Source organism: Vibrio toranzoniae (assembly GCF_024347655.1).
Lineage (GTDB): Bacteria > Pseudomonadota > Gammaproteobacteria > Enterobacterales > Vibrionaceae > Vibrio > Vibrio toranzoniae.
Map to the genome: position 1 here is coordinate 1,087,184 of NZ_AP025514.1, position 20,137 is coordinate 1,107,320.

16 protein-coding genes are annotated in these 20,137 nt (G+C 42.9%); 8 read left to right on the forward strand and 8 right to left on the reverse strand.

The window, feature by feature from the left end; all coding sequences use genetic code 11:
- Position 1: 1 nt before the first annotated feature.
- Together OCU50_RS04850 and dinG are read right to left on the reverse strand one after the other, a co-directional pair.
- Positions 2-781, reverse strand: a complete 780-nt coding sequence (locus OCU50_RS04850; RefSeq protein ID WP_017055023.1) for a sulfite exporter TauE/SafE family protein — start codon at positions 779-781, stop codon at positions 2-4.
- Between the two features lie 127 nt (positions 782-908).
- Positions 909-2,984 carry an ATP-dependent DNA helicase DinG gene (gene dinG / locus OCU50_RS04855; RefSeq protein WP_060467388.1) on the reverse strand — a complete coding sequence of 692 codons (2,076 nt, stop codon included), beginning with the start codon at positions 2,982-2,984 and terminating at the stop codon, positions 909-911.
- Between the two features lie 512 nt (positions 2,985-3,496).
- Between dinG and OCU50_RS04860 the strand changes: the two genes are divergently transcribed.
- Both OCU50_RS04860 and OCU50_RS04865 read left to right on the forward strand, forming a co-directional pair.
- Entirely contained in the window at positions 3,497-4,495 is a 999-nt protein-coding gene (locus OCU50_RS04860) for a porin (RefSeq protein WP_060467389.1), read from the forward strand.
- Between the two features lie 191 nt (positions 4,496-4,686).
- A complete protein-coding gene (locus OCU50_RS04865; RefSeq protein ID WP_060467390.1) occupies positions 4,687-5,343 on the forward strand; it encodes a DUF2057 family protein in 657 nt (218 codons plus the stop codon).
- 80 nt (positions 5,344-5,423) lie between these two features.
- Here OCU50_RS04865 and OCU50_RS04870 read toward each other — a convergent pair whose 3' ends face one another.
- Positions 5,424-6,158, reverse strand: a complete 735-nt coding sequence (locus tag OCU50_RS04870) for a pseudouridine synthase (protein WP_060467391.1) — start codon at positions 6,156-6,158, stop codon at positions 5,424-5,426.
- A 321-nt stretch (positions 6,159-6,479) separates the two neighbouring features.
- On the opposite strand from OCU50_RS04870, the gene OCU50_RS04875 reads away from it, so the two are divergent.
- Positions 6,480-8,705, forward strand: a complete 2,226-nt coding sequence (locus tag OCU50_RS04875; RefSeq protein ID WP_060467392.1) for an NADP-dependent isocitrate dehydrogenase — start codon at positions 6,480-6,482, stop codon at positions 8,703-8,705.
- A 256-nt stretch (positions 8,706-8,961) separates the two neighbouring features.
- On the opposite strand, the gene cspD is transcribed toward OCU50_RS04875, so the two are convergent.
- The gene (cspD, locus tag OCU50_RS04880) at positions 8,962-9,183 is read right to left on the reverse strand and encodes a cold shock domain-containing protein CspD (RefSeq protein WP_017055029.1); all 222 of its coding nucleotides are present in this window, start codon (positions 9,181-9,183) and stop codon (positions 8,962-8,964) included.
- Positions 9,184-9,769: 586 nt separating this feature from the next.
- Between cspD and clpS the strand changes: the two genes are divergently transcribed.
- Together clpS and clpA are read left to right on the forward strand one after the other, a co-directional pair.
- Entirely contained in the window at positions 9,770-10,090 is a 321-nt protein-coding gene (gene clpS, locus OCU50_RS04885) for an ATP-dependent Clp protease adapter ClpS (protein ID WP_029626771.1), read from the forward strand.
- A 39-nt stretch (positions 10,091-10,129) separates the two neighbouring features.
- Entirely contained in the window at positions 10,130-12,403 is a 2,274-nt protein-coding gene (gene clpA, locus OCU50_RS04890; RefSeq protein WP_060467393.1) for an ATP-dependent Clp protease ATP-binding subunit ClpA, read from the forward strand.
- 173 nt (positions 12,404-12,576) lie between these two features.
- Here the strand turns inward: clpA and infA are convergent, their stop codons facing one another.
- From infA to aat, 3 genes are all read right to left on the reverse strand, one after another.
- The gene (gene infA / locus OCU50_RS04895) at positions 12,577-12,795 is read right to left on the reverse strand and encodes a translation initiation factor IF-1 (RefSeq protein ID WP_001040192.1); all 219 of its coding nucleotides are present in this window, start codon (positions 12,793-12,795) and stop codon (positions 12,577-12,579) included.
- 81 nt (positions 12,796-12,876) lie between these two features.
- Positions 12,877-13,575, reverse strand: a complete 699-nt coding sequence (locus tag OCU50_RS04900; protein ID WP_060467394.1) for an arginyltransferase — start codon at positions 13,573-13,575, stop codon at positions 12,877-12,879.
- A complete protein-coding gene (gene aat, locus OCU50_RS04905) occupies positions 13,572-14,285 on the reverse strand; it encodes a leucyl/phenylalanyl-tRNA--protein transferase (RefSeq protein WP_060467395.1) in 714 nt (237 codons plus the stop codon). Before aat ends, OCU50_RS04900 begins: the two co-directional genes overlap by 4 nt.
- 53 nt (positions 14,286-14,338) lie before the next feature.
- On the opposite strand from aat, the gene OCU50_RS04910 reads away from it, so the two are divergent.
- Positions 14,339-14,794 carry an outer membrane lipoprotein gene (locus OCU50_RS04910; protein WP_060467396.1) on the forward strand — a complete coding sequence of 152 codons (456 nt, stop codon included), beginning with the start codon at positions 14,339-14,341 and terminating at the stop codon, positions 14,792-14,794.
- Between the two features lie 162 nt (positions 14,795-14,956).
- A complete protein-coding gene (aroA, locus tag OCU50_RS04915) occupies positions 14,957-16,237 on the forward strand; it encodes a 3-phosphoshikimate 1-carboxyvinyltransferase (RefSeq protein ID WP_060467397.1) in 1,281 nt (426 codons plus the stop codon).
- A gap of 61 nt (positions 16,238-16,298) precedes the next feature.
- On the opposite strand, the gene OCU50_RS04920 is transcribed toward aroA, so the two are convergent.
- Positions 16,299-16,544 carry a YciN family protein gene (locus OCU50_RS04920; RefSeq protein WP_060467398.1) on the reverse strand — a complete coding sequence of 82 codons (246 nt, stop codon included), beginning with the start codon at positions 16,542-16,544 and terminating at the stop codon, positions 16,299-16,301.
- A 438-nt stretch (positions 16,545-16,982) separates the two neighbouring features.
- On the opposite strand from OCU50_RS04920, the gene topA reads away from it, so the two are divergent.
- Positions 16,983-19,613: a type I DNA topoisomerase gene (gene topA, locus OCU50_RS04925; protein WP_060467399.1), complete on the forward strand. Its 2,631-nt coding sequence runs from the start codon at positions 16,983-16,985 to the stop codon at positions 19,611-19,613.
- Positions 19,614-20,137: the final 524 nt, after the last annotated feature.

The window sequence follows — 20,137 nt, forward strand, 5'->3', positions numbered from 1 at the left end:
GCTATAAGTTTACAAACCACGCTTCGTAAGCCAGTTTAATGGCAAGAACACTGACCACAGTCACAAAGACAGGTCGTATAAACGTCGCACCAAAACGAATCGCAGAGTGTGCACCAACAAATGCCCCTGCCATTAAGCAAACACCCATGGTTAAACCAAGAACCCAATCAATATGACCCAAAATGGCGAAAGTTACCAAAGAAGTGAAGTTACTGGTAAAGTTCATTGCTTTAGCTAGGCCAGAAGCAAGTAAGATATTCAGGCGGTAAAGTGCCATAGAACTTACGGTCCAAAATGCGCCGGTTCCTGGGCCTGCAACACCATCGTAAAACCCAAGAATGAACCCTTGGTACTTTTGTTTTCTTTTAAGTACCGGACACGGTTTAGGAGACACATCGTGGCTCACGTCTGGAGTCTTGTGGAAAATGGTATAGACCGCCGCCGCTAAAATAATGAGCGGTAAGACTTTCTCTAACCATTCAGTACTGATTGCATCAACGGTTAATGTGCCAATAGTCGCACCTATTAGCGTTGCTATGAATGCGTTGACCCAGCACTCAGGTTTAAATAATTTCTTACGGTAATACGTAAAAGCCGCTGTCGATGATGCAAACGTCGCAGCGAGCTTATTGGTACCCAGCGCAATGTGTGGTGGTAGGCCAAGTGATAACAAAGCGGGGACGGTTAACATCCCACCACCGCCTGCTACAGCATCAATAAAGCCAGCTGCAAATGCAACCAGAGCAAGAATAACCAACATGGTTGGTTCAATCATTTCCATAAATAGCTAGTGTTCTCGTTGTCGGCTGGTCGTACAGCCACACGAATAATCGATGGATTAGTCATGTTGGGTTGTGAATGCAGGGCCTAGCGATAACTGGCCCATAACTACCTTAAGGGTAGGAAAATTAGTAATTTATTGTTCTTTTAAAAGGCGGTAGCGAGTCGAGTAGGGACTTCCCGTATCGCTTCGTCACTATACGTCTATCAAGGATGGTGACTTTACCAGAATCTCGTTCTTTTCGCAGTAGCCGACCGACAGATTGAATAAGCTTTTTACTCGCATCTGGAACCGTAATCTGCATAAAGGGATTACCGCCACGTGATTCAATATATTCTGAATGTGCTTGTTCTACTGGGGAGGTTGGAACGCCAAAAGGAATCTTGGTAATAACTAGGTTTTCAAGAAGTTCTCCTGGTAGATCAAGGCCTTCTGAAAAGCTTCCAGTTCCAAAAAGAACGCTTGTTTTACCTTGGTCTATGAGCTTTTTATGTTTTTTTAGGATTTCAGTGCGTGAAGTGTCACCTTGAACCTGTAAAGCCCATGACTTTTTAACGAAAACTGTTGCCAAAGCTTCTGCAACTTTATTCATTTGCCAGTAAGAAGAGAATAGAACGAGATTGGCTTTGTTGTTTTCTATTACCTTAGGCAAAATTTCAATAAGATAGTCGGTAAACTGAGGCGCTTGCGGTTCGTATTTCATGGCAGGAACGATCAGCTCCGCTTGATTCTGATAATCAAACGGTGATGCCAAAGCCAGAAATTGTACGCCATCGTCTTCTTTTTGACTGATCCCCGCTTGGTGACAGAAAAAGCTGAACGAGTTGAGAGCTCTCATCGTCGCAGAAACAAGCACTGCACCGACACAACGACTCCAAATCTGTTGGTCAAGTTGCCAGCCAACTTCGAGTGGTGAAACATTAACAACGAAATCGCCTTCATTCTCTTTATTGAGTTCAAGCCAGCGAGCTAAAGGCGCGCCTTTTTCACGTTTCGGCTCGGCCATTAAGCGCCAAACTTGCGCTAGGTTTTCTGTTCTTTGTATATAGAAGCCGATTTCAGCAAGCGCGGGCTCAGCTAATTTCGTTGAAAGTTCTCCATCTTTAACACGCTCAGCAATAAGGTCTGCAATCTTAGCGACAGCCTGACTCGCTTTTTGACTCAATTGTTTGAGGTCTTTAGATTCGTTCTCTAACCATTCTGGTAAGTCACCATGTTCAAAACGGTACAATCCATCTTCAAAATGGGTGGCGTCAAACTGCTTGCTGAGCTGCGTGAGTGTGGGAATCAGCTGTTGTACGGAATCTTGTAATTCATTTCTGAAACGACCCACTCGCTTTTCATCCGCCAAGCCCGAAAGCTTGGTGATGGATTGATTCAAGCGCTCTAACCAAGATGCGGCACCTTTTAAGCTTGCCGCAGCAGAAGAGTGATCTCTTGCTACGTGTGGTAAGTGATGAGCCTCATCGAATATATAGATGCTGTTTTCTGGCTCTGGCAGTATTACCCCGCCACCTAAGTCAGCGTCTGCCATCACCAAGCTGTGATTGGCAATAATCACGTCCGCTTTATCTAGCTCCGAGCGTGCTTTTTGGAAAGGGCAGTCTCTATGAGAAGGCATACTGTTATTACAGCTGTGCTTATCACTGACAATCATTTGCCAAATCATGTTGTCGATCGGTTTCGGCCATGAATCACGGTCGCCATCCCATTTACCTTGAGTCAAACTGCGGTACATGGTCTGTAATTGTTCGATGTCTTTTTGCTTTGGCTTGGATTCGAACATAGCCATCTGACCACCATCAACCCCACAAGCTGTGGCTAGCTTCTCGGCACAGCAATAACGCTGTCTACCTTTGGCGAGTATAAAAGAGAACTCTCTATCAGTAAGTCTTCTATATAGAGGGAGATCTTTATTGACGAGTTGTTCTTGAAGTGCAACTGTCGCCGTTGAAATGACGATTTTTCGATTGTTGAGTACCGCAACAGGAATCGTCGCCATTAAATAAGCCAGTGATTTGCCAATCCCCGTTCCTGCCTCTGCAACAATCATGCGATTACTTTTGTGGTATTGCCCACAAAGTGTCTTTGCTATTTCTGCAACAAGGTAATTTTGAGCACGTCGAGGTACAAAGTTGTCCAACTGATATTGGAGGTTTTGATAACTGGTGCGGATAGAGTTTTGAATTTTAGTAGTTAGCATACTGTGACCTACGTAACGGAGCGAGGATAGTAGCACATATCACTAGCCGGTACATTTACGGCAAAATAGCTCGCTTTTGAATCAAAGGTAGATCTCGTTCACAAAAAAAAACTGAACCATCAGGAACTTAACTATTTTATTTATCTTGTGAAATATAAATATTAAAAAAGACTGGCTATTAGGTGTAAAATTCTTATTCAGTGGTTTTTTTTATACTTTTATGGTTTTTAATGCTGTATTTTTTATTTTTATAGTTATTATATTTCCCAGTGAAACTAAGGATAAGTTACTCGTAAAACAATGAAAAAAAATGTAAGTGTTTGATTTTTAGCTGTTTATGTTTTTTTTGAGTGTTTTTTTAGTTTATTTGACACGCAGGATAATCTTTTGCAATCTAGACCTCGAAATTTAGTGACAGTGGTTAGCCAACAAAGAGTGGTAATTACTAGTCACAAAAATAATAGGGAACCGGGCAAGGATCTCCCATTCTTAGAAAAGGCAGTGGATTTATTATGAAAAAGACTCTAATCGCATTAGCACTAGCGGGTATCTCAACTTCTACGCTAGCAGCAGGCAACATTTATGACGACGGCACTACAGCGTTCAACGTTAAAGGTGAAATCGATACTTACCTAAGTACTGCTGAATCAACAACAACAGCTAGTGGTACAGCGACAAAAACCAAGTCTGACATTGACGTGGATCTATGGGCAAAAATCCAAATCGATGCAACGCATAAGTTGAACGATAGCGTATCTGCATTCGGCTCTTTCGAAATCCAAAACGGTAACGGTTTTGATGGTTGGAAAGGTAAGGTAAGCGACGATAATTCAATGCAAACTGATGACCTTTACTTCGGTTTCAATATTGGTGAAAACTTCGGTATTGCTGCTGGTGAAGTAGGTGACTTCGGTGACTCTCTAGACGCAGTAACACTAGACAACACTAACGAAGGTTTAGGTTACATGGATGATTTTGTTAGCTCTCTTGAGTCTGCTGGTCATGCAATTTCAGCTAAGTACACAACTGGTGGTCTTAAGTTAATCGCTGATACTTACCTATCTTCAGATGAAAATGAAGATGCTGCATACGGTGTATCTGCTGAATACACTTTCGATGAGATGTTCACTCTTGGCGCTACTTACCAAGATCAAGGTAACCGCGGAAATGGTACTGACCACAGCATCATGGGTGCAAAAGCTGGTCTTACTCTAGGTAACTTCGGCGCGGCAGTGAACTACATCTTTGAAGACATCGATGGTGCTTCAGATCTAGACACAATTTCTGCTGCTTTAGATTACCAAATCGAAAAAGCACGTCTATACACGTCATTCGGCTTCACTGACGGTGATAACGATGAAGAAATCAACTACTACACTATCGGTGCTGATTACTCAGTTTCTAGCAACATCTTAGCATTTGTTGAATATACTGATGCAGAAGATGTAACTGATAACAACAACAAAGTTGAAGGTGACGGTGTTGTTGCTGGTATGTACTACACATTCTAATCACTTGATATCAAGTTGAATGTAAACAAAGGTCGCAATTATGCGGCCTTTTTGATTATATAGGAAAGCTGTCAGTGTTATACCCAACTGAGCTTAAATCTCTGGCTAGTAAGCTATATTTTTATGCATGGTGTTAGCGAGACCTCGAGGTTATTTGGGTATAAGACTTAATGATAAAAAAGGGTTAAATCATGAAACGTACTATTTGGACTTCGATTTTAATGGCGCTTTCTGCGTTGAGTGTCCCGAATGCATATGCAAACACCAATTCGTCGACCGAGCTAGATGCGGCTCAAGGGGTTGAAGTGTTATTTATCAATAGTCAAAAGCAGATGGATGAACCGTTTATGCTTACCACGGGATCGAATCAAATCGTGTTACGCATTGATACGATGTTGGGGCGAGGTGAGCAGCGTGGCAACTTCACTTCAGCGCCTTATATTCTTACCTTGGATGTTAATGGTGGCGAATTGGACATCGACGGTCCGAAACTGAAGGGCGTACTTCAAGCAAGAAAAGTGTTTGAAGGCGATACGATTGACTGGAATGTGAGCCTCAATGGCAGCGATATAGATTACGACCAAATCAAAATGGTGGGGAAAAAGGGCATGCTCCCATATTCAAACCTTGACGAACAACTTGCGATTTATAACGCAGCCAATGGCATCAGCTTTGCGGGTAATGTCATTGCACCTGTTGCCGGTGCAAGTTTAGTAAACGGTAAGCAACAAGCAGCTAAGTCTGTAGGCCAAGATAGCCTAGAAATGCAAAAAGCAAAAATGTCGTATTTGAAATTGTCGCCAACTGAGCGTAAATCACTCCGTAAATGGTTGGTTGACCAGCAGTAATTGTACTCAATCAACGTTGATGACTGTTTTTAGGAAGCGAAGCCAGGAGCACTAGCTGCTGGCTCTATTCGTTCAAGCGGTTAAAGGTCTACCTCTCTCCACTCACCAGGCTGAAGCTCACCGACGTTCATATTACCCATCGAATAGCGAATGAGGCGCAGGGTAGGGAAGCCGATATTGGCTGTCATACGCCTTACCTGACGGTTACGTCCTTCAATGATAGTCATCGCTATCCATGTAGTCGGTATTGCAGCTCTAAACCTAACTGGAGGGGTTCTTTCCCAAACCTCTGGCTCTGGCATTATTTCTACTCTTGCTGGCAGTGTCATACCGTCTTTTAGTTCGACACCTTTTCTCAATTTATCTAAATCTTCCTCAGAGGGGCTTCCTTCAACCTGCACCCAATAAGTCTTTGGTGACTTTGAGTTGGGCTGAGTTAGTTTAGCTTGAAAGATGCCATCATTGGTTAAGACCATTAATCCTTCGCTGTCGCGGTCAAGTCGTCCTGCGGCATAAACATCTTTAATTGGTATAAAATCAGCCAATGTTTTTCTGCCTTCACCATCAGTGAACTGGCTGAGAGTATCAAAAGGCTTATTGAACAGAATCACTTTTCGCTCTTCCAATGTTACCTTGGGTTTGGTACTCATAGGTTTACTCTTGTAACGGTGTTTACTTGAGTGAGGTTTTTTATGTGAATTACCAGTGCTATGTTTATCACTGCTTCGGCTCTGCCTATTACCGCTTTGTTTTAATGTTGCGCCAGAACGAGTTGGTTTGTCTGAGCGAGATGCGCTGCGTGAGCGAGTAGACATGTTAACTACCTTGCAAAAATGTAAATGAAGTGTGCTGAAAAGTTTTCACTGAAACGGAATTGAGCTATCATTTGCGCGCCTAAAAGACACAAAATAGAACAAGTTGATGGACTCTTAAGCCTGATTTGTTTAATTATACCTTCGTGTTTTATTATAACAACGCACTCACGGATTTGGTTCATGCTGTCATCAAGATAGCATGAGGAATAAGATAGAGTACGACTACCAAGTAAGCAGTTTTTACTCTCAGAGTCGCTTATTGGTCAATTTATAACATGCTCACTACTTTAGGTGAGCTTGTAAGAACTATAGGGAAATTTCATGCCTACTGAAAAACCAACTATCATCTATACCATCACAGACGAAGCTCCGGCACTAGCAACTTACTCTCTGCTGCCAATCATTCAATCTTTTACGGCTTCTTCTGGTATTGACGTTGATACTCGCGATATTTCACTTGCAGGGCGCATTATTGCCAACTTCCCTGACTACTTGAATGAAGAGCAGCGTATAGGTGATGCATTAGCCGAGCTAGGTGAGCTGGCTAAGACACCAGAAGCGAACATCATTAAGCTTCCAAATATTTCAGCATCTGTACCTCAACTTCAAGCAACGATCAAAGAGCTACAGTCAAAAGGTTACGCACTTCCTAATTACCCTGAGGAAGCGAATACTGATGAAGAAAAAGCAGTAAAAGCGACTTACGACAAGATTAAAGGCAGTGCAGTAAACCCAGTACTACGTGAAGGTAACTCTGACCGTCGTGCTCCACTTTCTGTTAAGAACTACGCGAAGAAAAACCCACACTCTATGGGCGCTTGGTCTGCAGACTCTAAGTCACATGTTTCAAGCATGGACGACAAAGACTTCTTCGGTAGTGAAAAGTCAGTGACAATTGAAGGCGCTACTCAAGTAAGCATTGAGTTTGTTGGTAAAGACGGTTCTAAGAAAACGCTTAAGCCAGCTTTTGCACTGCAAGATAAAGAGATCATCGATGCATCAGTAATGAACAAAGCTGCTTTGGTTGCGTTCTTTGAAAAAGAGATCGTATCGGCTAAAGAGCAAGGTGTACTGCTTTCTCTTCACATGAAAGCGACGATGATGAAAGTCTCTGATCCAGTGATTTTTGGTCACGCGGTTAAGGTTTACTACAAAGACGTATTCGCTAAGCACGGCCAACTATTTGAAGAGCTAGGTGTTGATGTTAATAACGGCATCGGTGATGTATATGCGAAAATTGCTGAGCTTCCCCAAGCGCAGAAAGAAGCAATAGAAGCTGACTTACAAGCGGTATACGAGACTCAGCCTCCACTAGCTATGGTTGATTCGGACCGTGGTATTACTAACCTACACGTACCAAGCGATATCATTGTTGATGCGTCTATGCCTGCAATGCTGCGTTCTTCAGGTCAAATGTGGGACCCAGAAGGTAAGCAAAAAGATACGAAAGCAATGATTCCAGATCGTAGCTATGCGAGTATCTACCAAGCAGTTATTGATTTCTGTAAAGAGAACGGCGCTTTTGATCCTACGACTATGGGTAGCGTACCAAACGTTGGTTTGATGGCTCAAAAAGCGGAAGAGTATGGTTCTCATGATAAAACTTTCATTCTTGAATCTGCTGGTCAGGTTCAGGTTGTTGACGCTTCAGGCTCAGTGCTTTTGGAGCAAGATGTCGAGGAAGGCGATATCTTCCGTATGTGTCAGGTTAAAGATGCGCCAATTCAAGACTGGGTTAAACTGGCGGTAACTCGTGCTCGAGCTTCGGGTGTTCCAGCGATATTCTGGCTAGATGAATCTCGCGCGCACGACGCTCAGCTTATTAAGAAAGTTGAAACGTACCTTTCTGAATACGATACTGATGGTCTTGAAATTAAGATCCTTGCTCCACTTGAAGCAACTCAATACTCATTGGCTCGTATTAAAGAAGGTCTAGATACGATTTCAGTTACAGGTAACGTTTTACGCGATTACCTAACTGACTTGTTCCCAATTCTAGAGCTTGGTACATCAGCTAAGATGCTATCAATTGTTCCGCTAATGAACGGTGGTGGTTTGTTTGAAACAGGTGCTGGCGGCTCGGCTCCTAAGCACGTGCAGCAAGTAGAGAAAGAAAACCATCTGCGCTGGGATTCTCTCGGTGAATTCTTAGCATTGGCGGCGTCACTAGAGCACCTAAGCGTAGTGACAGGAAATGCTAAAGCGCAAGTTCTAGCTGATGCACTTGATAAAGCGACGGGCGAATTCCTAGATAACAATAAGTCACCTTCACGTAAAGTGGGAGAGCTTGATAACCGTGGTAGCCACTACTACCTAGCTGCATACTGGGCTAAAGCACTTGCTGAACAAACTGTTGATGCTGATTTAGCAGCAGAGTTTGCTAGTGTGGCGCATCAACTGACGGAAAACGAAGAAGCGATTGTTGCCGAGCTAAACAACGCTCAAGGTGTAGCTGGTGACTTAGGTGGTTACTACCTACTTGACGACGCATTGGTTTCAACTCTAATGCGCCCAAGTGCAACGCTAAACGCATTTATTGATGCATAGTGATTGTACTCATAACTATCAAGTCATAAACATGGTTTGATAGTTACCTTTTAGTCAGGTAAGAAATGTATTTACTGGCTAAACCAAAATTGAAGACGCTTTAATGAAACCGTTAAAGCGTTTTTTACTTGATGTCTATTGTTCGAAAAAAAAACGCCCATTTAAGACTGTATGACAGTGCTAAATGAGCGGTTTCTGTGTAACTTAGTCGCCTTTAACTAGGACTAATGAACGTAAACATGTGTTGGCAGTGAACCTATTTACTGGCGTTACCTTCTACAGGAACAACAGAGCTAGCATGCGATCCTTTAGGTCCACTTTCTACTTCATAGTCGACCTGCTGACCAGCCTTTAAGGTTCGATAACCTTCCATTTGTATTGTGGAGTAGTGCGCGAAAATATCGCCGTCTTCACCTTCTGGACAAATAAAACCAAACCCCTTGGCGTTGTTAAACCATTTTACTGTACCTGTAGCCATGCTATACATCCCTCATGCATTTTATTACTAACGTTGTTATATCAATTTTTGTAAGTGAGATTGATATCATTCTTATCAGCGAAAAAACTTCAGCTGATAGCTTGAACCTCGTACATTGCTTACGGAAATTAACGCTACCCTGCGTAACTATTCCTTATTGTTAATTTTTAAAGCGTGTTGCTGATTTCAAATCATGTTGCAAAAATGTATTAAAAAACCTTTTAGCTCCAATGTAGCTAATGATTGAGCACAGTCAATAGCAAATTGGTATAAAATTGATCAATTTTAATAACAAATCACATTCGAGATTAACTGCAAACTATTAACTAAATAGTAACTTAGTGGCGGTTTTATTGTCAGAGTCAATAGTTGTGGTGTCTTTTTAATCAATCACATATGTTAATCCTGTTAATCGAGATCTTTTATTTGCAGCTATGGAAATGGTGGATTAGGCTCAGTATAGAGGAATATTTTTTGGCCCTGTTTCTTGGTGCAGTTTCTTAGTACACCATAAAGCGTGAATATGATAGATTTGAATGAGCTAAACATTCACGATTTCCGGAAAATAACCCTTAGCAAAACTGATATGAGCAGAAACTTTGAATGGGCATCTCCAGGCTCAGATCTACTGGAGAAAGAGACAACTAAAGTAAAGCCACCGGCAATGTATAACGTTATATTGAATAACGATGATTACACGCCTATGGACTTTGTAATCGAGATACTAGAGCGATTTTTCTCACTAGATATCGAAAAAGCAACGGAAGTGATGCTCAAGGTTCATTATGAAGGTAAAGCTATATGCGGCACATTCAGTGCTGAAATAGCGGAAACAAAGGTAGCTCAGGTAACGATGTATTCAAAGGAAAATGAGCATCCGCTACTATGTACAATGGAGCAAGTATAAATTGCTCGAACAACATTGTTGTTCACTTAGGAGGTACTTATGCTAAATAAAGAATTAGAGACGAGTTTAAATGGTGCATTTGCTCGTGCACGAGACAAGCGGCATGAATTTATGACTGTCGAACACCTCCTACTAGCATTATTAGAAAATGATGCGGCCAAGGAAGCGCTACAAGCTTGTCAGGCTGATCTCGATGCTCTTCGCAACGAGCTCGATATTTTTATCGATCAAACAACCCCACTGATTCCAGAGAGCGATGAGACTCGTGAAACGCAGCCTACACTGAGCTTTCAACGAGTGCTCCAACGCGCTGTTTTTCATGTCCAATCTTCAGGTCGTAGTGAAGTAACAGGTGCTAATGTACTTGTCGCTATTTTCAGTGAGCAAGAATCTCACGCGGCGTATCTTCTTAAGAAAAACGACATTAGTCGCTTAGATATTGTTAATTTTATTTCTCATGGTATTACCAAGGTCAATAACGAAGGCGACAGCTCATCATCGTCTGCTTCATTTGGTGGTACAGAGAGTGCAGAAGAAGCGAATTCTGAAGACCGTCTAGAAAACTTTGCCACCAACCTTAACGAAGTGGCGAAGCAAGGTAACATTGATCCACTTATCGGGCGTGATAAAGAGCTTGAACGTACAATTCAAGTACTATGTCGCCGTCGCAAGAATAACCCTCTTTTAGTGGGTGAAGCTGGTGTAGGTAAAACTGCCATTGCTGAAGGTCTTGCATGGCGTATTGTTGAAGGACAAGTACCTGAAATTATTCAGAGCAGTGTGATTTATTCTTTAGATATTGGTTCACTTCTAGCAGGTACTAAATATCGTGGTGATTTTGAGAAACGCTTCAAAGCGATTCTTAAGCAACTAGAAAAAGAAGAAGACGCGATTCTGTTTATCGATGAAATTCACACAATTATTGGTGCGGGTGCCGCATCTGGCGGTCAAGTTGATGCGGCAAACCTAATTAAGCCGCTATTAAGCAGCGGTAAGTTACGTTGCATCGGCTCAACAACATACCAAGAGTACAGCAGTATTTTTGAGAAGGAGCGTGCGCTATCTCGTCGTTTCCAGAAAATCGATATTGTTGAACCGTCATTAGATGATACGACTAAGATTCTGATTGGCCTGAAGCCAAAATACGAAGCTCACCACGAAGTGCGCTATACCAATAAAGCGTTGCGTGCCGCTGTGGAGTTGTCAGCTAAATACATTAATGAACGTCACCTTCCTGATAAGGCGATTGACGTTATTGATGAAGCCGGCGCTCGTAGCCGTCTGGCTCCTGCAAGCCGTCGTAAGAAGACGGTAAGCGTGGCGGATATTGAGTCAATGGTGGCGAAGATGGCGCGTATTCCTGAGAAATCAGTATCGTCTTCAGACAAAGATACGCTGCAGAAACTGGATCAACGCATGAAAATGTTGGTATTCGGACAAGACCCAGCGATTGATGTATTGAGCGAAGCGATCAAGCTAACTCGTGCAGGACTAGGTGCTGACAATAAACCGGTTGGTTCATTCCTATTTGCTGGTCCTACTGGTGTGGGTAAAACCGAGGTTACGGTTCAACTGTCTAAACTGATGGGTATTGAACTGCTGCGCTTTGATATGTCTGAGTACGGTGAGCGTCACTCGGTGAGCCGTTTGATTGGTGCGCCTCCAGGTTACGTTGGTTATGACCAAGGTGGTCTACTGACTGACGCGGTAATCAAGAACCCACACTCTGTTGTGTTACTTGATGAGATCGAAAAGGCTCACCCAGATATCTTTAACCTGTTACTGCAGGTGATGGATAACGGTACACTAACTGATAACAACGGCCGCAAAGCGGATTTCCGTAACGTTATCTTAGTGATGACAACCAACGCGGGTGTTGCTGAAACTGAGAAGAAATCGATCGGTCTCATCCAGCAAGATCACGCACCGGATGCGATGGGTGAAATTAAGAAAGTGTTTACTCCTGAATTCCGTAACCGCCTTGATAACATCATCTGGTTCAACAGCTTGGATCCAAGCGTGATTAGCCAAGTAGTCGACAAGTTTATTGTTGAGCTTCAGGTTCAACTGGACGCACGTGGCGTATCTCTAGAGGTTTCTGAAGATGCTCGTCACTGGTTGGCAGACAAAGGCTACGATAAGACGATGGGAGCTCGCCCTATGGGACGTGTGATTCAAGATAAGCTTAAGAAGCCTCTTGCCAATGAGCTGTTGTTCGGTAGCTTGGTTGATGGCGGTACAGTTAAGGTGTCCCTGAAAAAAGACGATCTAGACTTTGTTTATGTAGGGGCGAAAGAAGAAGTTATGCACTAAGCATTATTTCTTCATGGTTTAACTTTCTAGCAGCTTAGGCCTCAATGAACACATAGCTAAAATAAAACGCATGATTTCGGTTGTGCGTTTTTTATTTTTGGGAGACGGGGAATTTTAGGTGTTAAAAAACGGAGCATATAGCTCCGCTTCTTATCGTATTCGATAATTAAAAATTAACGAGCACGGAAGACGATGCGGCCTTTAGAAAGGTCGTATGGAGTCATCTCAACAGTTACTTTATCACCAGTAAGAATACGGATGTAGTTCTTACGCATTTTACCAGAGATGTGTGCTGTCACTACGTGACCATTTTCAAGTTCAACACGGAACATTGTGTTTGGTAGAGTATCAAGGACAGTGCCTTGCATCTCGATTACGTCTTCTTTAGCCATCTAATCCTCTTTCGAAATTTGGCGGTTTTCAACGGCTTGATTGTGCCGTTAAAATCAAAATATGTAAAGTTGTCGCGTATTCTACCCTTGCCACCGTTGATTTACTAGCCTTTGATGGCGTTGAAACCGTACTTTATAGTTCATTGCAGGGCATTCATCGATTTGATAACCCAAATATAGCCATTGTTTATGCTCTTTCTGGGCATGTTGGATTTGGATTAGAACACTAAGTGTTCCCATGGATATGTCGATATCTGGATCGAAGAAGGTATAAAACGCGCTAGTGCTATGAGCCATAACATCGGTAACAGCAATTCCGATCAACTTGTTCTCGTCGTAGATATGCATGAACTTTGTTGTAAGCCACTCATTTTGTGAGAATTGTAAAAATTCTTCTTCCTTTGGTGGGTACATGGTTCCCGAGCGATGACGAGCGGTTATGTAGCGGCTATATAAATCAAACCAGTTATCATCCATTGTATCTTTGAGTTCCCAGCGAAATATTTTCGCCTTGTTGAGGACCCGTCGCTGGCTTTTGGAAAATTTAACTTCTGGAATCGAAATACGAATGGCCTGGCATGCTGAGCAATAGTCGCAATGTGGCTTGTAAATGGTAGCTCCACTGCGACGAAACCCGTTTGCGAGCAGAACTTCATAATTCTCTGAAGTGTGCATGTGTTCATCAAGCGTGACCGCCACTCTTTCTTGAAGATGTGGCAGGTAGCTGCAAGCATGGTTATCGGTCAATCCAATTCTGATTTGTTGTAAATCTGAACTCATGAAGGCGTTCCCTCTAGCCATTGTGATTTAAAACATCCATCGTTAAGTTGATTTTCGTTAAGTATTTTCAAAGCACTAAGGAACTCATCTCTTTCTACTTCGATAGCGCCCAAGGATTCCAAATGAGGGTTCATGACTTGGCAATCGATGAGCTTTCCTCCGAATCGTGTAAAGTGTTCACAAAAGTACCACAGCGCGATCTTAGAGGCATTGGTCTTCAAGCTAAACATCGATTCACCGCAAAAGACTTGGCCTCTTTGCAAGCCGTAAAGTCCGCCGATCAGTTCATCGCCTTGCCAAACCTCTACTGAATGACAGAAGCCTAATGAAGCGAGTTCACAGTAGGCTGATTGCATGTCACTGTTTAGCCACGTTTCTTCTTCGGGCCTGAGTGACGAACAGTAACCAATCACTTTATCGGTCGCTTGGTTAATGCTGACACGATAATTATGTTTTCTTTGAAACTTTTTAAGACTTTTTGATGGTTTGAATGTCTTAGGATTAAATATCGCTCGCGGTGCAGGGCTCCACCAAAGTATAGGCTCACCTGGGCCGTACCATGGAAATATACCTTGGCTATAAGCGTTCAAAATTCGCATTGGTGATAAATCACCACCAAAGGCGAGCAGACCGTTGGGTTCATCAAGCGCGTCGAAGGGCGAAGGAAACTCTATACTAGTAGTATCAAGTTCGGTTAGGTATATAGTCATAAGTACCGCGTTACAGATTAATCACTGACCAAGAGGTCTTTAGGAGTTTTACCATGAAGAAGTTGCTTTGGATTTTACTTGTTTTGCCCATGTTGGCAAATGCAGCTTACAACAGAAACCAAGCTCGCCCAGTGAATGAGGTGGTTTATGGTGAGATCGATACGGTTAGATACATCACTCAACAAGAGATCGTTGAATCGAAAGCGAATGGTTGGGAAACCTTATTGGGTGCTGCGATCGGTGGCTTAATCGGTAATCAATTTGGTGGTGGCACTGGTAAGGAAGTCGCAACGGCCGTGGGCGCAGTGGCTGGTGCGGGAATAGCTCGTAACCGGGGCAATACACAGTACAAAGTTGAGTACAAACTTGTCGAGTTATTGGTCAAAACCAAAGAGGGTAAGTTGGTTAACATTATTCAAGATGTCGATAACTCGATGTTGTTTAACCGAGGTGATGATGTGCGAATTCTCTATTTTTCTGATGGCGTACGTGTTGATGTCGTGTACTAGTGTCTTGGTTCAATTGATTGACTGATTAATCGCCTTTATCAAGGGGATTAGCTCTGGAGTTCGTTGGAAAAGTTAGTTAATCTGCGAGTACGAAGAATTATTCATCACCCGAAAATAAATACGCGCCAGTGACTTCGGGTGGTACAAGGACTAAAAGATTTAATGGAAAGCCTTACGTTACAACCAATTCAAAAAGTGAGTGGGGAAGTAAACCTACCTGGCTCAAAAAGTGTTTCCAACCGTGCACTTCTTTTGGCGGCACTTTCAACTGGAACAACTCGCCTAACAAACTTGCTAGACAGTGATGACATTCGCCATATGTTGAATGCCTTGACTCAACTAGGTGTCGATTATCAGTTGTCTGCTGACAAAACTGTTTGTGAAGTAACGGGTGTGGGTGGTGCATTCTCAAGCGATAAAGCTCTTGAACTTTTCTTAGGTAACGCAGGTACGGCGATGCGACCGCTTGCTGCAGCACTTTGTTTAGGTCGTGGTGAGTATGTTCTGACAGGCGAGCCACGCATGAAAGAGCGTCCGATTGGCCACTTAGTCACAGCACTACGCGAAGCCGGCGCCGAAGTCGAATACCTAGAAAGCGAAAACTTCCCACCACTGAAGATCACAGGTACTGGTCTTAAAAGTGGGACGGTTTCAATCGACGGCTCTATCTCTAGTCAGTTTTTGACGGCATTTTTGATGGCTGCTCCTCTGGCTGAAGGCGAAGTGACCATCAAAATTGACGGTGAATTGGTTTCTAAGCCTTATATCGATATCACGCTACACATCATGAAACAATTTGGTGTGGATGTGGTTAATAACGATTACCAAGAGTTCGTGATTCCTACCGGGCAATCTTACTCGACGCCGGGTGATTTCTTAGTGGAAGGCGATGCATCATCAGCGTCTTATTTCCTTGCAGCTGCTGCGATTAAAGGTGGTGAAATTAAGGTCACTGGTATTGGTAAAAACAGTATTCAAGGTGATATCCAATTCGCTGATGCGCTTGAGAAAATGGGTGCGGAAATCGAATGGGGTGACGACTACGTTATCTCTCGTTGTGGCGAGCTGAAAGGTATTGATATGGACTATAACCATATTCCTGATGCTGCGATGACTATTGCGACAACGGCACTGTTTGCGAAAGGCACAACGGCTATCCGTAACGTCTACAATTGGCGTGTGAAAGAGACGGATCGTTTGGCTGCAATGGCAACCGAATTACGTAAAGTCGGTGCTGAGGTTGAAGAGGGAGAAGATTACCTAATCGTTAACCCAGTAGCTGAACTGACACACGCGGCGATTGATACTTATGATGATCACCGTATGGCGATGTGTTTCTCGTTAGTCGCCTTGAGCGATACGCCGGTTACCATCAACGATCCAGGTTGTACTTCAAAGACATTCCCTGACTACTTCGATAAGCTGAAAATGCTAAGTCTATAAAAATGCAAAGCATATAAAGGTTGAGGAAGTAAAAAGCTTGCCTAAATGGCAAGCTTTTGAATTATTGCTGAAGCGTAAATTCTTTCGAAAGATGGTGCGCTAAGTATTTAAACATGTTAAATACCCCGGTTGTATGTTCTGTTGGCATTCCATTGCTGTCTAAGAAATATTCACCTTTGAAAATGAGAACATCGTCTTGTTCTACTACGCTGTTTGCGCGCATGCCTTCAATGTAGTCATCATGTGATTGGATAATTTGGTTTGCGATAAGCAGTAAATCAAATTCTGCGATTACTTTCTTTGTCATGAGTTTATCTCTGATAACTGAATATAACGTTGAGTTTATGGTGTCGAACTAGAAATTCAATGATTTCACAACCGTTTAAGAGAGTCTTTTCGAATATCCACAATTTATTTTGTGATTTACGACAAAAATAATTGAATGGAACTCGCGTTAGATTCGCGGACAAGCTTAGTATGAGCCCGTTTAGACGTAATGCCTGATGAATAGGCTCTTGCAAGTATTCTTCGTGAGTACTTTATAGCTTCTTTATATTGTGACCCTTTATCTATGAGTCGTCGAATTGTCGAGCGATCAGATCCAATTTTGAAAAAAGCGGTTGATCTTCTAGTAATCTCGCACAATAGTAAAAAAAGAAGCAATGAATTTAGAATATCATGCGTAAAAGCCCGCAAGTTAAATTGTTGGTGCTGAAGCATCGTGATTAAGGACGTTAGAGTCAATATGGGTAAATCGCTCGTTATAGTGGAGTCGCCAGCCAAGGCTAAAACTATTAATAAATACCTTGGCAAAGACTTTGTCGTAAAGTCGAGTGTAGGTCACGTACGTGATTTACCAACGGCAGGTCAAAGTACTGGTAAAAAGGCTGCTGCAGTTTCAACAAAAGGTATGAGCCCAGAAGAGAAAGCTCGTATCAAAAAAGAAAAAGATCGCAAAGCACTCATTAAAAAAATGGGCATCAACCCTTACAAAGAGTGGGAAGCGAATTACCAAATCTTACCTGGCAAAGAAAAAGTTGTTGCTGAATTACAAAAACTGGCTGAGAACGCAGACCACGTTTATCTCGCAACCGATTTGGACCGCGAAGGAGAAGCTATCGCATGGCACCTTCGTGAGATCATCGGTGGCGATGAAACGCGATACAAGCGAGTGGTCTTTAACGAAATCACCAAGAATGCTATTCAACAAGCTTTCGAAACTCCAGGTGAGCTAAACATTGATGGCGTAAACGCACAACAAGCACGACGTTTTATGGACCGTGTTGTTGGCTTTATGGTGTCACCTCTGCTTTGGAAGAAAGTAGCTCGAGGCCTGTCCGCTGGTCGTGTTCAATCGGTAGCCGTTAAGCTGTTGGTTGAGCGTGAGCGTGAGATTAACGCTTTCATCCCTGAAGAGTTTTGGGATGTACATGCTGACACTAAAACAACAGATAAAACAGATTTCAGGCTACAAGTTGCGCAGAAAGATGGTGTTGCGTTTAAACCTGAAAACGAAGCGCAAACTCAAGCTGCAGTTAGTGTTTTAGAAAAAGCGCAATACGAAGTATGTAAGCGTGAAGACCGCCCTACGAAGAGTAAGCCGTCTGCACCTTACATCACGTCAACGCTGCAACAGGCGGCGAGTACGCGTCTTGGTTACGGCGTAAAGAAAACCATGATGCTGGCTCAACGCTTGTATGAAGCGGGTTACATCACTTATATGCGTACTGACTCAACCAACTTGAGTTCAGAAGCGGTAGAAGCCGCTCGTGAATACATTGGTTCTGAGTACGGCGCGAAATACCTTCCACCTAAAGCACTTGTATACGGCAGCAAAGAGGGCGCTCAAGAAGCCCACGAAGCGATTCGTCCTTCAAGTGTAGATGTTAAGTCGGAAGACCTAAACGGCGTAGACGCAGACGCACACAAGCTTTACTCGCTGATTTGGAATCAATTCGTAGCATGTCAAATGACACCAGCTCAATACGATTCAACGACAGTAAGCGTTAAAGCAGATGAGTACACGTTAAAAGCGAAAGGTCGTATCCTTAAATTTGATGGTTGGACACGCGTTCAACGCCCAATGGGTAAAAACGAAGACACGATTCTTCCAGCAGTGCAGATTGGCGATAAGCTCGATCTCATTGCGTTAGACCCTAAACAGCACTTCACTAAGCCACCGGCACGTTTCACTGAAGCGGCACTTGTTAAAGAGCTTGAGAAGCGTGGTATTGGTCGTCCTTCAACTTATGCATCGATCATCTCGACGATTCAAGATCGTGGTTACGTGAAAGTTGAACAACGCCGTTTCTATGCAGAGAAGATGGGTGAGATTGTTACTGACCGTCTAGACGGCAGCTTCAATGACCTAATGAACTACGATTTCACTGCTCGTATGGAGCAGAAGTTAGACCAGATCGCAGAAGGGGAAGCAAGCTGGAAAGGCGTGCTAGATAACTTCTTCGAAGACTTTACTGGCGATTTGGAAAAAGCGGATTTAGACGAAGACGCTGGTGGCATGAAGCCAAACCATATCGTGGAAACCGATATTGAGTGTCCGACTTGTAGCCGTAAAATGGGTATTCGTACCGCTTCGACAGGTGTATTTCTTGGCTGTTCTGGTTATGCGCTTCCACCAAAAGAGCGTTGTAAGACGACAATAAACCTTGGTGATGAAGAAGGCATTGTTAACGTTCTTGAAGAGGACGTTGAAACCGCAGCACTTCGAGCCAAAAAACGTTGTCCTATCTGTGAAACAGCAATGGATGCTTATCTGATTGATGATAAGCGTAAGATGCACGTGTGTGGTAACAACCCTAACTGTGAAGGTTATGTGGTTGAGTACGGCGAATTTAAAGTGAAAGGCTACGATGGCCCGCTTGTTGAATGTGATAAGTGTGGTTCTGACATGGTTTTGAAAAACGGTCGTTTCGGAAAATACATGGACTGTACTAGTGAAGATTGTAAGAACACTCGTAAGATTTTGAAGAATGGTGAAGTTGCGCCACCTAAAGAAGATCCCGTGCACTTCCCTGAGCTTCCATGTGAAAATTCAGACGCGTACTTTGTGCTTCGTGATGGTGCTTCTGGCTTGTTTATGGCGGCGAGTAACTTCCCTAAATCGCGTGAAACACGTGCGCCATTAGTAGAAGAGCTGGTTCGTTTTAAAGACCGAATTTCACCTAAATTCAAATACCTAACATCAGCACCAGTTGCTGACCCTGATGGTAAGCCGACAGTGGTTCGTTTTAGTCGTAAGACTAAAGAAAACTACGTGCGTACTGAAGTCGATGGAAAACCATCCGGTTGGACTGCGTTGTACATCGACGGTAAATGGGAAGTTACGGATAAGCGTAAAAAGCCCAAAGAAAAGTGATTGAACGTTATTGATTGAAAAAGCAGCCATTCGGCTGCTTTTTTTTTGATCTAAATATGACTAATTATGCAAATGGTAGACTCCTGTTAGTTCTGAAGTTTTATTAAATGACCACAGGAAAATGAAGGAAATGATTAATCGTATCTTTTTATGTGGTTTTAACAGTATTGTAACTCAATTAAAATACTGTAACTCTCAAGTTTGGGGTTAGTTGTATACCTAATGTGTGGTGAGTGTTAATGTAATGTATCTCTGAGAGGGGGTAGTGTGAGCTGCTTTAAGTCTTAGAAAAAGCAATCGGTTACATAGCGCAGAATGGCGTATTAAAAATTGAAATCGACAGGAAAGTCGATAACGTATATAAAACTAAGTGCAAATAATAATGCACATATAATAACGTTTGGCTTAGGATATTGTCACTGTATGTGAATAGATATTCGCTAAGTACCCTGAATAAGTGTTAGTGCTCATCCCCCAGAGGAAGATACCTCTACGAGTACTGACATCGACAAGCTATAGATATA

What these genes read in the sequence shown, in the direction of transcription:
- OCU50_RS04865 (WP_060467390.1), top strand. Translation starts at nt 4,687, where the DNA reads ATGAAACGTACTATTTGGACTTCGATTTTAATGGCGCTTTCTGCGTTG.
- infA (WP_001040192.1), bottom strand. Translation starts at nt 12,795, where the DNA reads ATGGCTAAAGAAGACGTAATCGAGATGCAAGGCACTGTCCTTGATACT.
- dinG (WP_060467388.1), bottom strand. Translation starts at nt 2,984, where the DNA reads ATGCTAACTACTAAAATTCAAAACTCTATCCGCACCAGTTATCAAAAC.
- cspD (WP_017055029.1), bottom strand. Translation starts at nt 9,183, where the DNA reads ATGGCTACAGGTACAGTAAAATGGTTTAACAACGCCAAGGGGTTTGGT.
- aroA (WP_060467397.1), top strand. Translation starts at nt 14,957, where the DNA reads ATGGAAAGCCTTACGTTACAACCAATTCAAAAAGTGAGTGGGGAAGTA.
- OCU50_RS04860 (WP_060467389.1), top strand. Translation starts at nt 3,497, where the DNA reads ATGAAAAAGACTCTAATCGCATTAGCACTAGCGGGTATCTCAACTTCT.
- OCU50_RS04920 (WP_060467398.1), bottom strand. Translation starts at nt 16,544, where the DNA reads ATGACAAAGAAAGTAATCGCAGAATTTGATTTACTGCTTATCGCAAAC.
- OCU50_RS04850 (WP_017055023.1), bottom strand. Translation starts at nt 781, where the DNA reads ATGGAAATGATTGAACCAACCATGTTGGTTATTCTTGCTCTGGTTGCA.
- OCU50_RS04910 (WP_060467396.1), top strand. Translation starts at nt 14,339, where the DNA reads ATGAAGAAGTTGCTTTGGATTTTACTTGTTTTGCCCATGTTGGCAAAT.
- OCU50_RS04870 (WP_060467391.1), bottom strand. Translation starts at nt 6,158, where the DNA reads ATGTCTACTCGCTCACGCAGCGCATCTCGCTCAGACAAACCAACTCGT.
- OCU50_RS04900 (WP_060467394.1), bottom strand. Translation starts at nt 13,575, where the DNA reads ATGAGTTCAGATTTACAACAAATCAGAATTGGATTGACCGATAACCAT.
- clpS (WP_029626771.1), top strand. Translation starts at nt 9,770, where the DNA reads ATGAGCAGAAACTTTGAATGGGCATCTCCAGGCTCAGATCTACTGGAG.
- clpA (WP_060467393.1), top strand. Translation starts at nt 10,130, where the DNA reads ATGCTAAATAAAGAATTAGAGACGAGTTTAAATGGTGCATTTGCTCGT.
- aat (WP_060467395.1), bottom strand. Translation starts at nt 14,285, where the DNA reads ATGACTATATACCTAACCGAACTTGATACTACTAGTATAGAGTTTCCT.
- topA (WP_060467399.1), top strand. Translation starts at nt 16,983, where the DNA reads ATGGGTAAATCGCTCGTTATAGTGGAGTCGCCAGCCAAGGCTAAAACT.
- OCU50_RS04875 (WP_060467392.1), top strand. Translation starts at nt 6,480, where the DNA reads ATGCCTACTGAAAAACCAACTATCATCTATACCATCACAGACGAAGCT.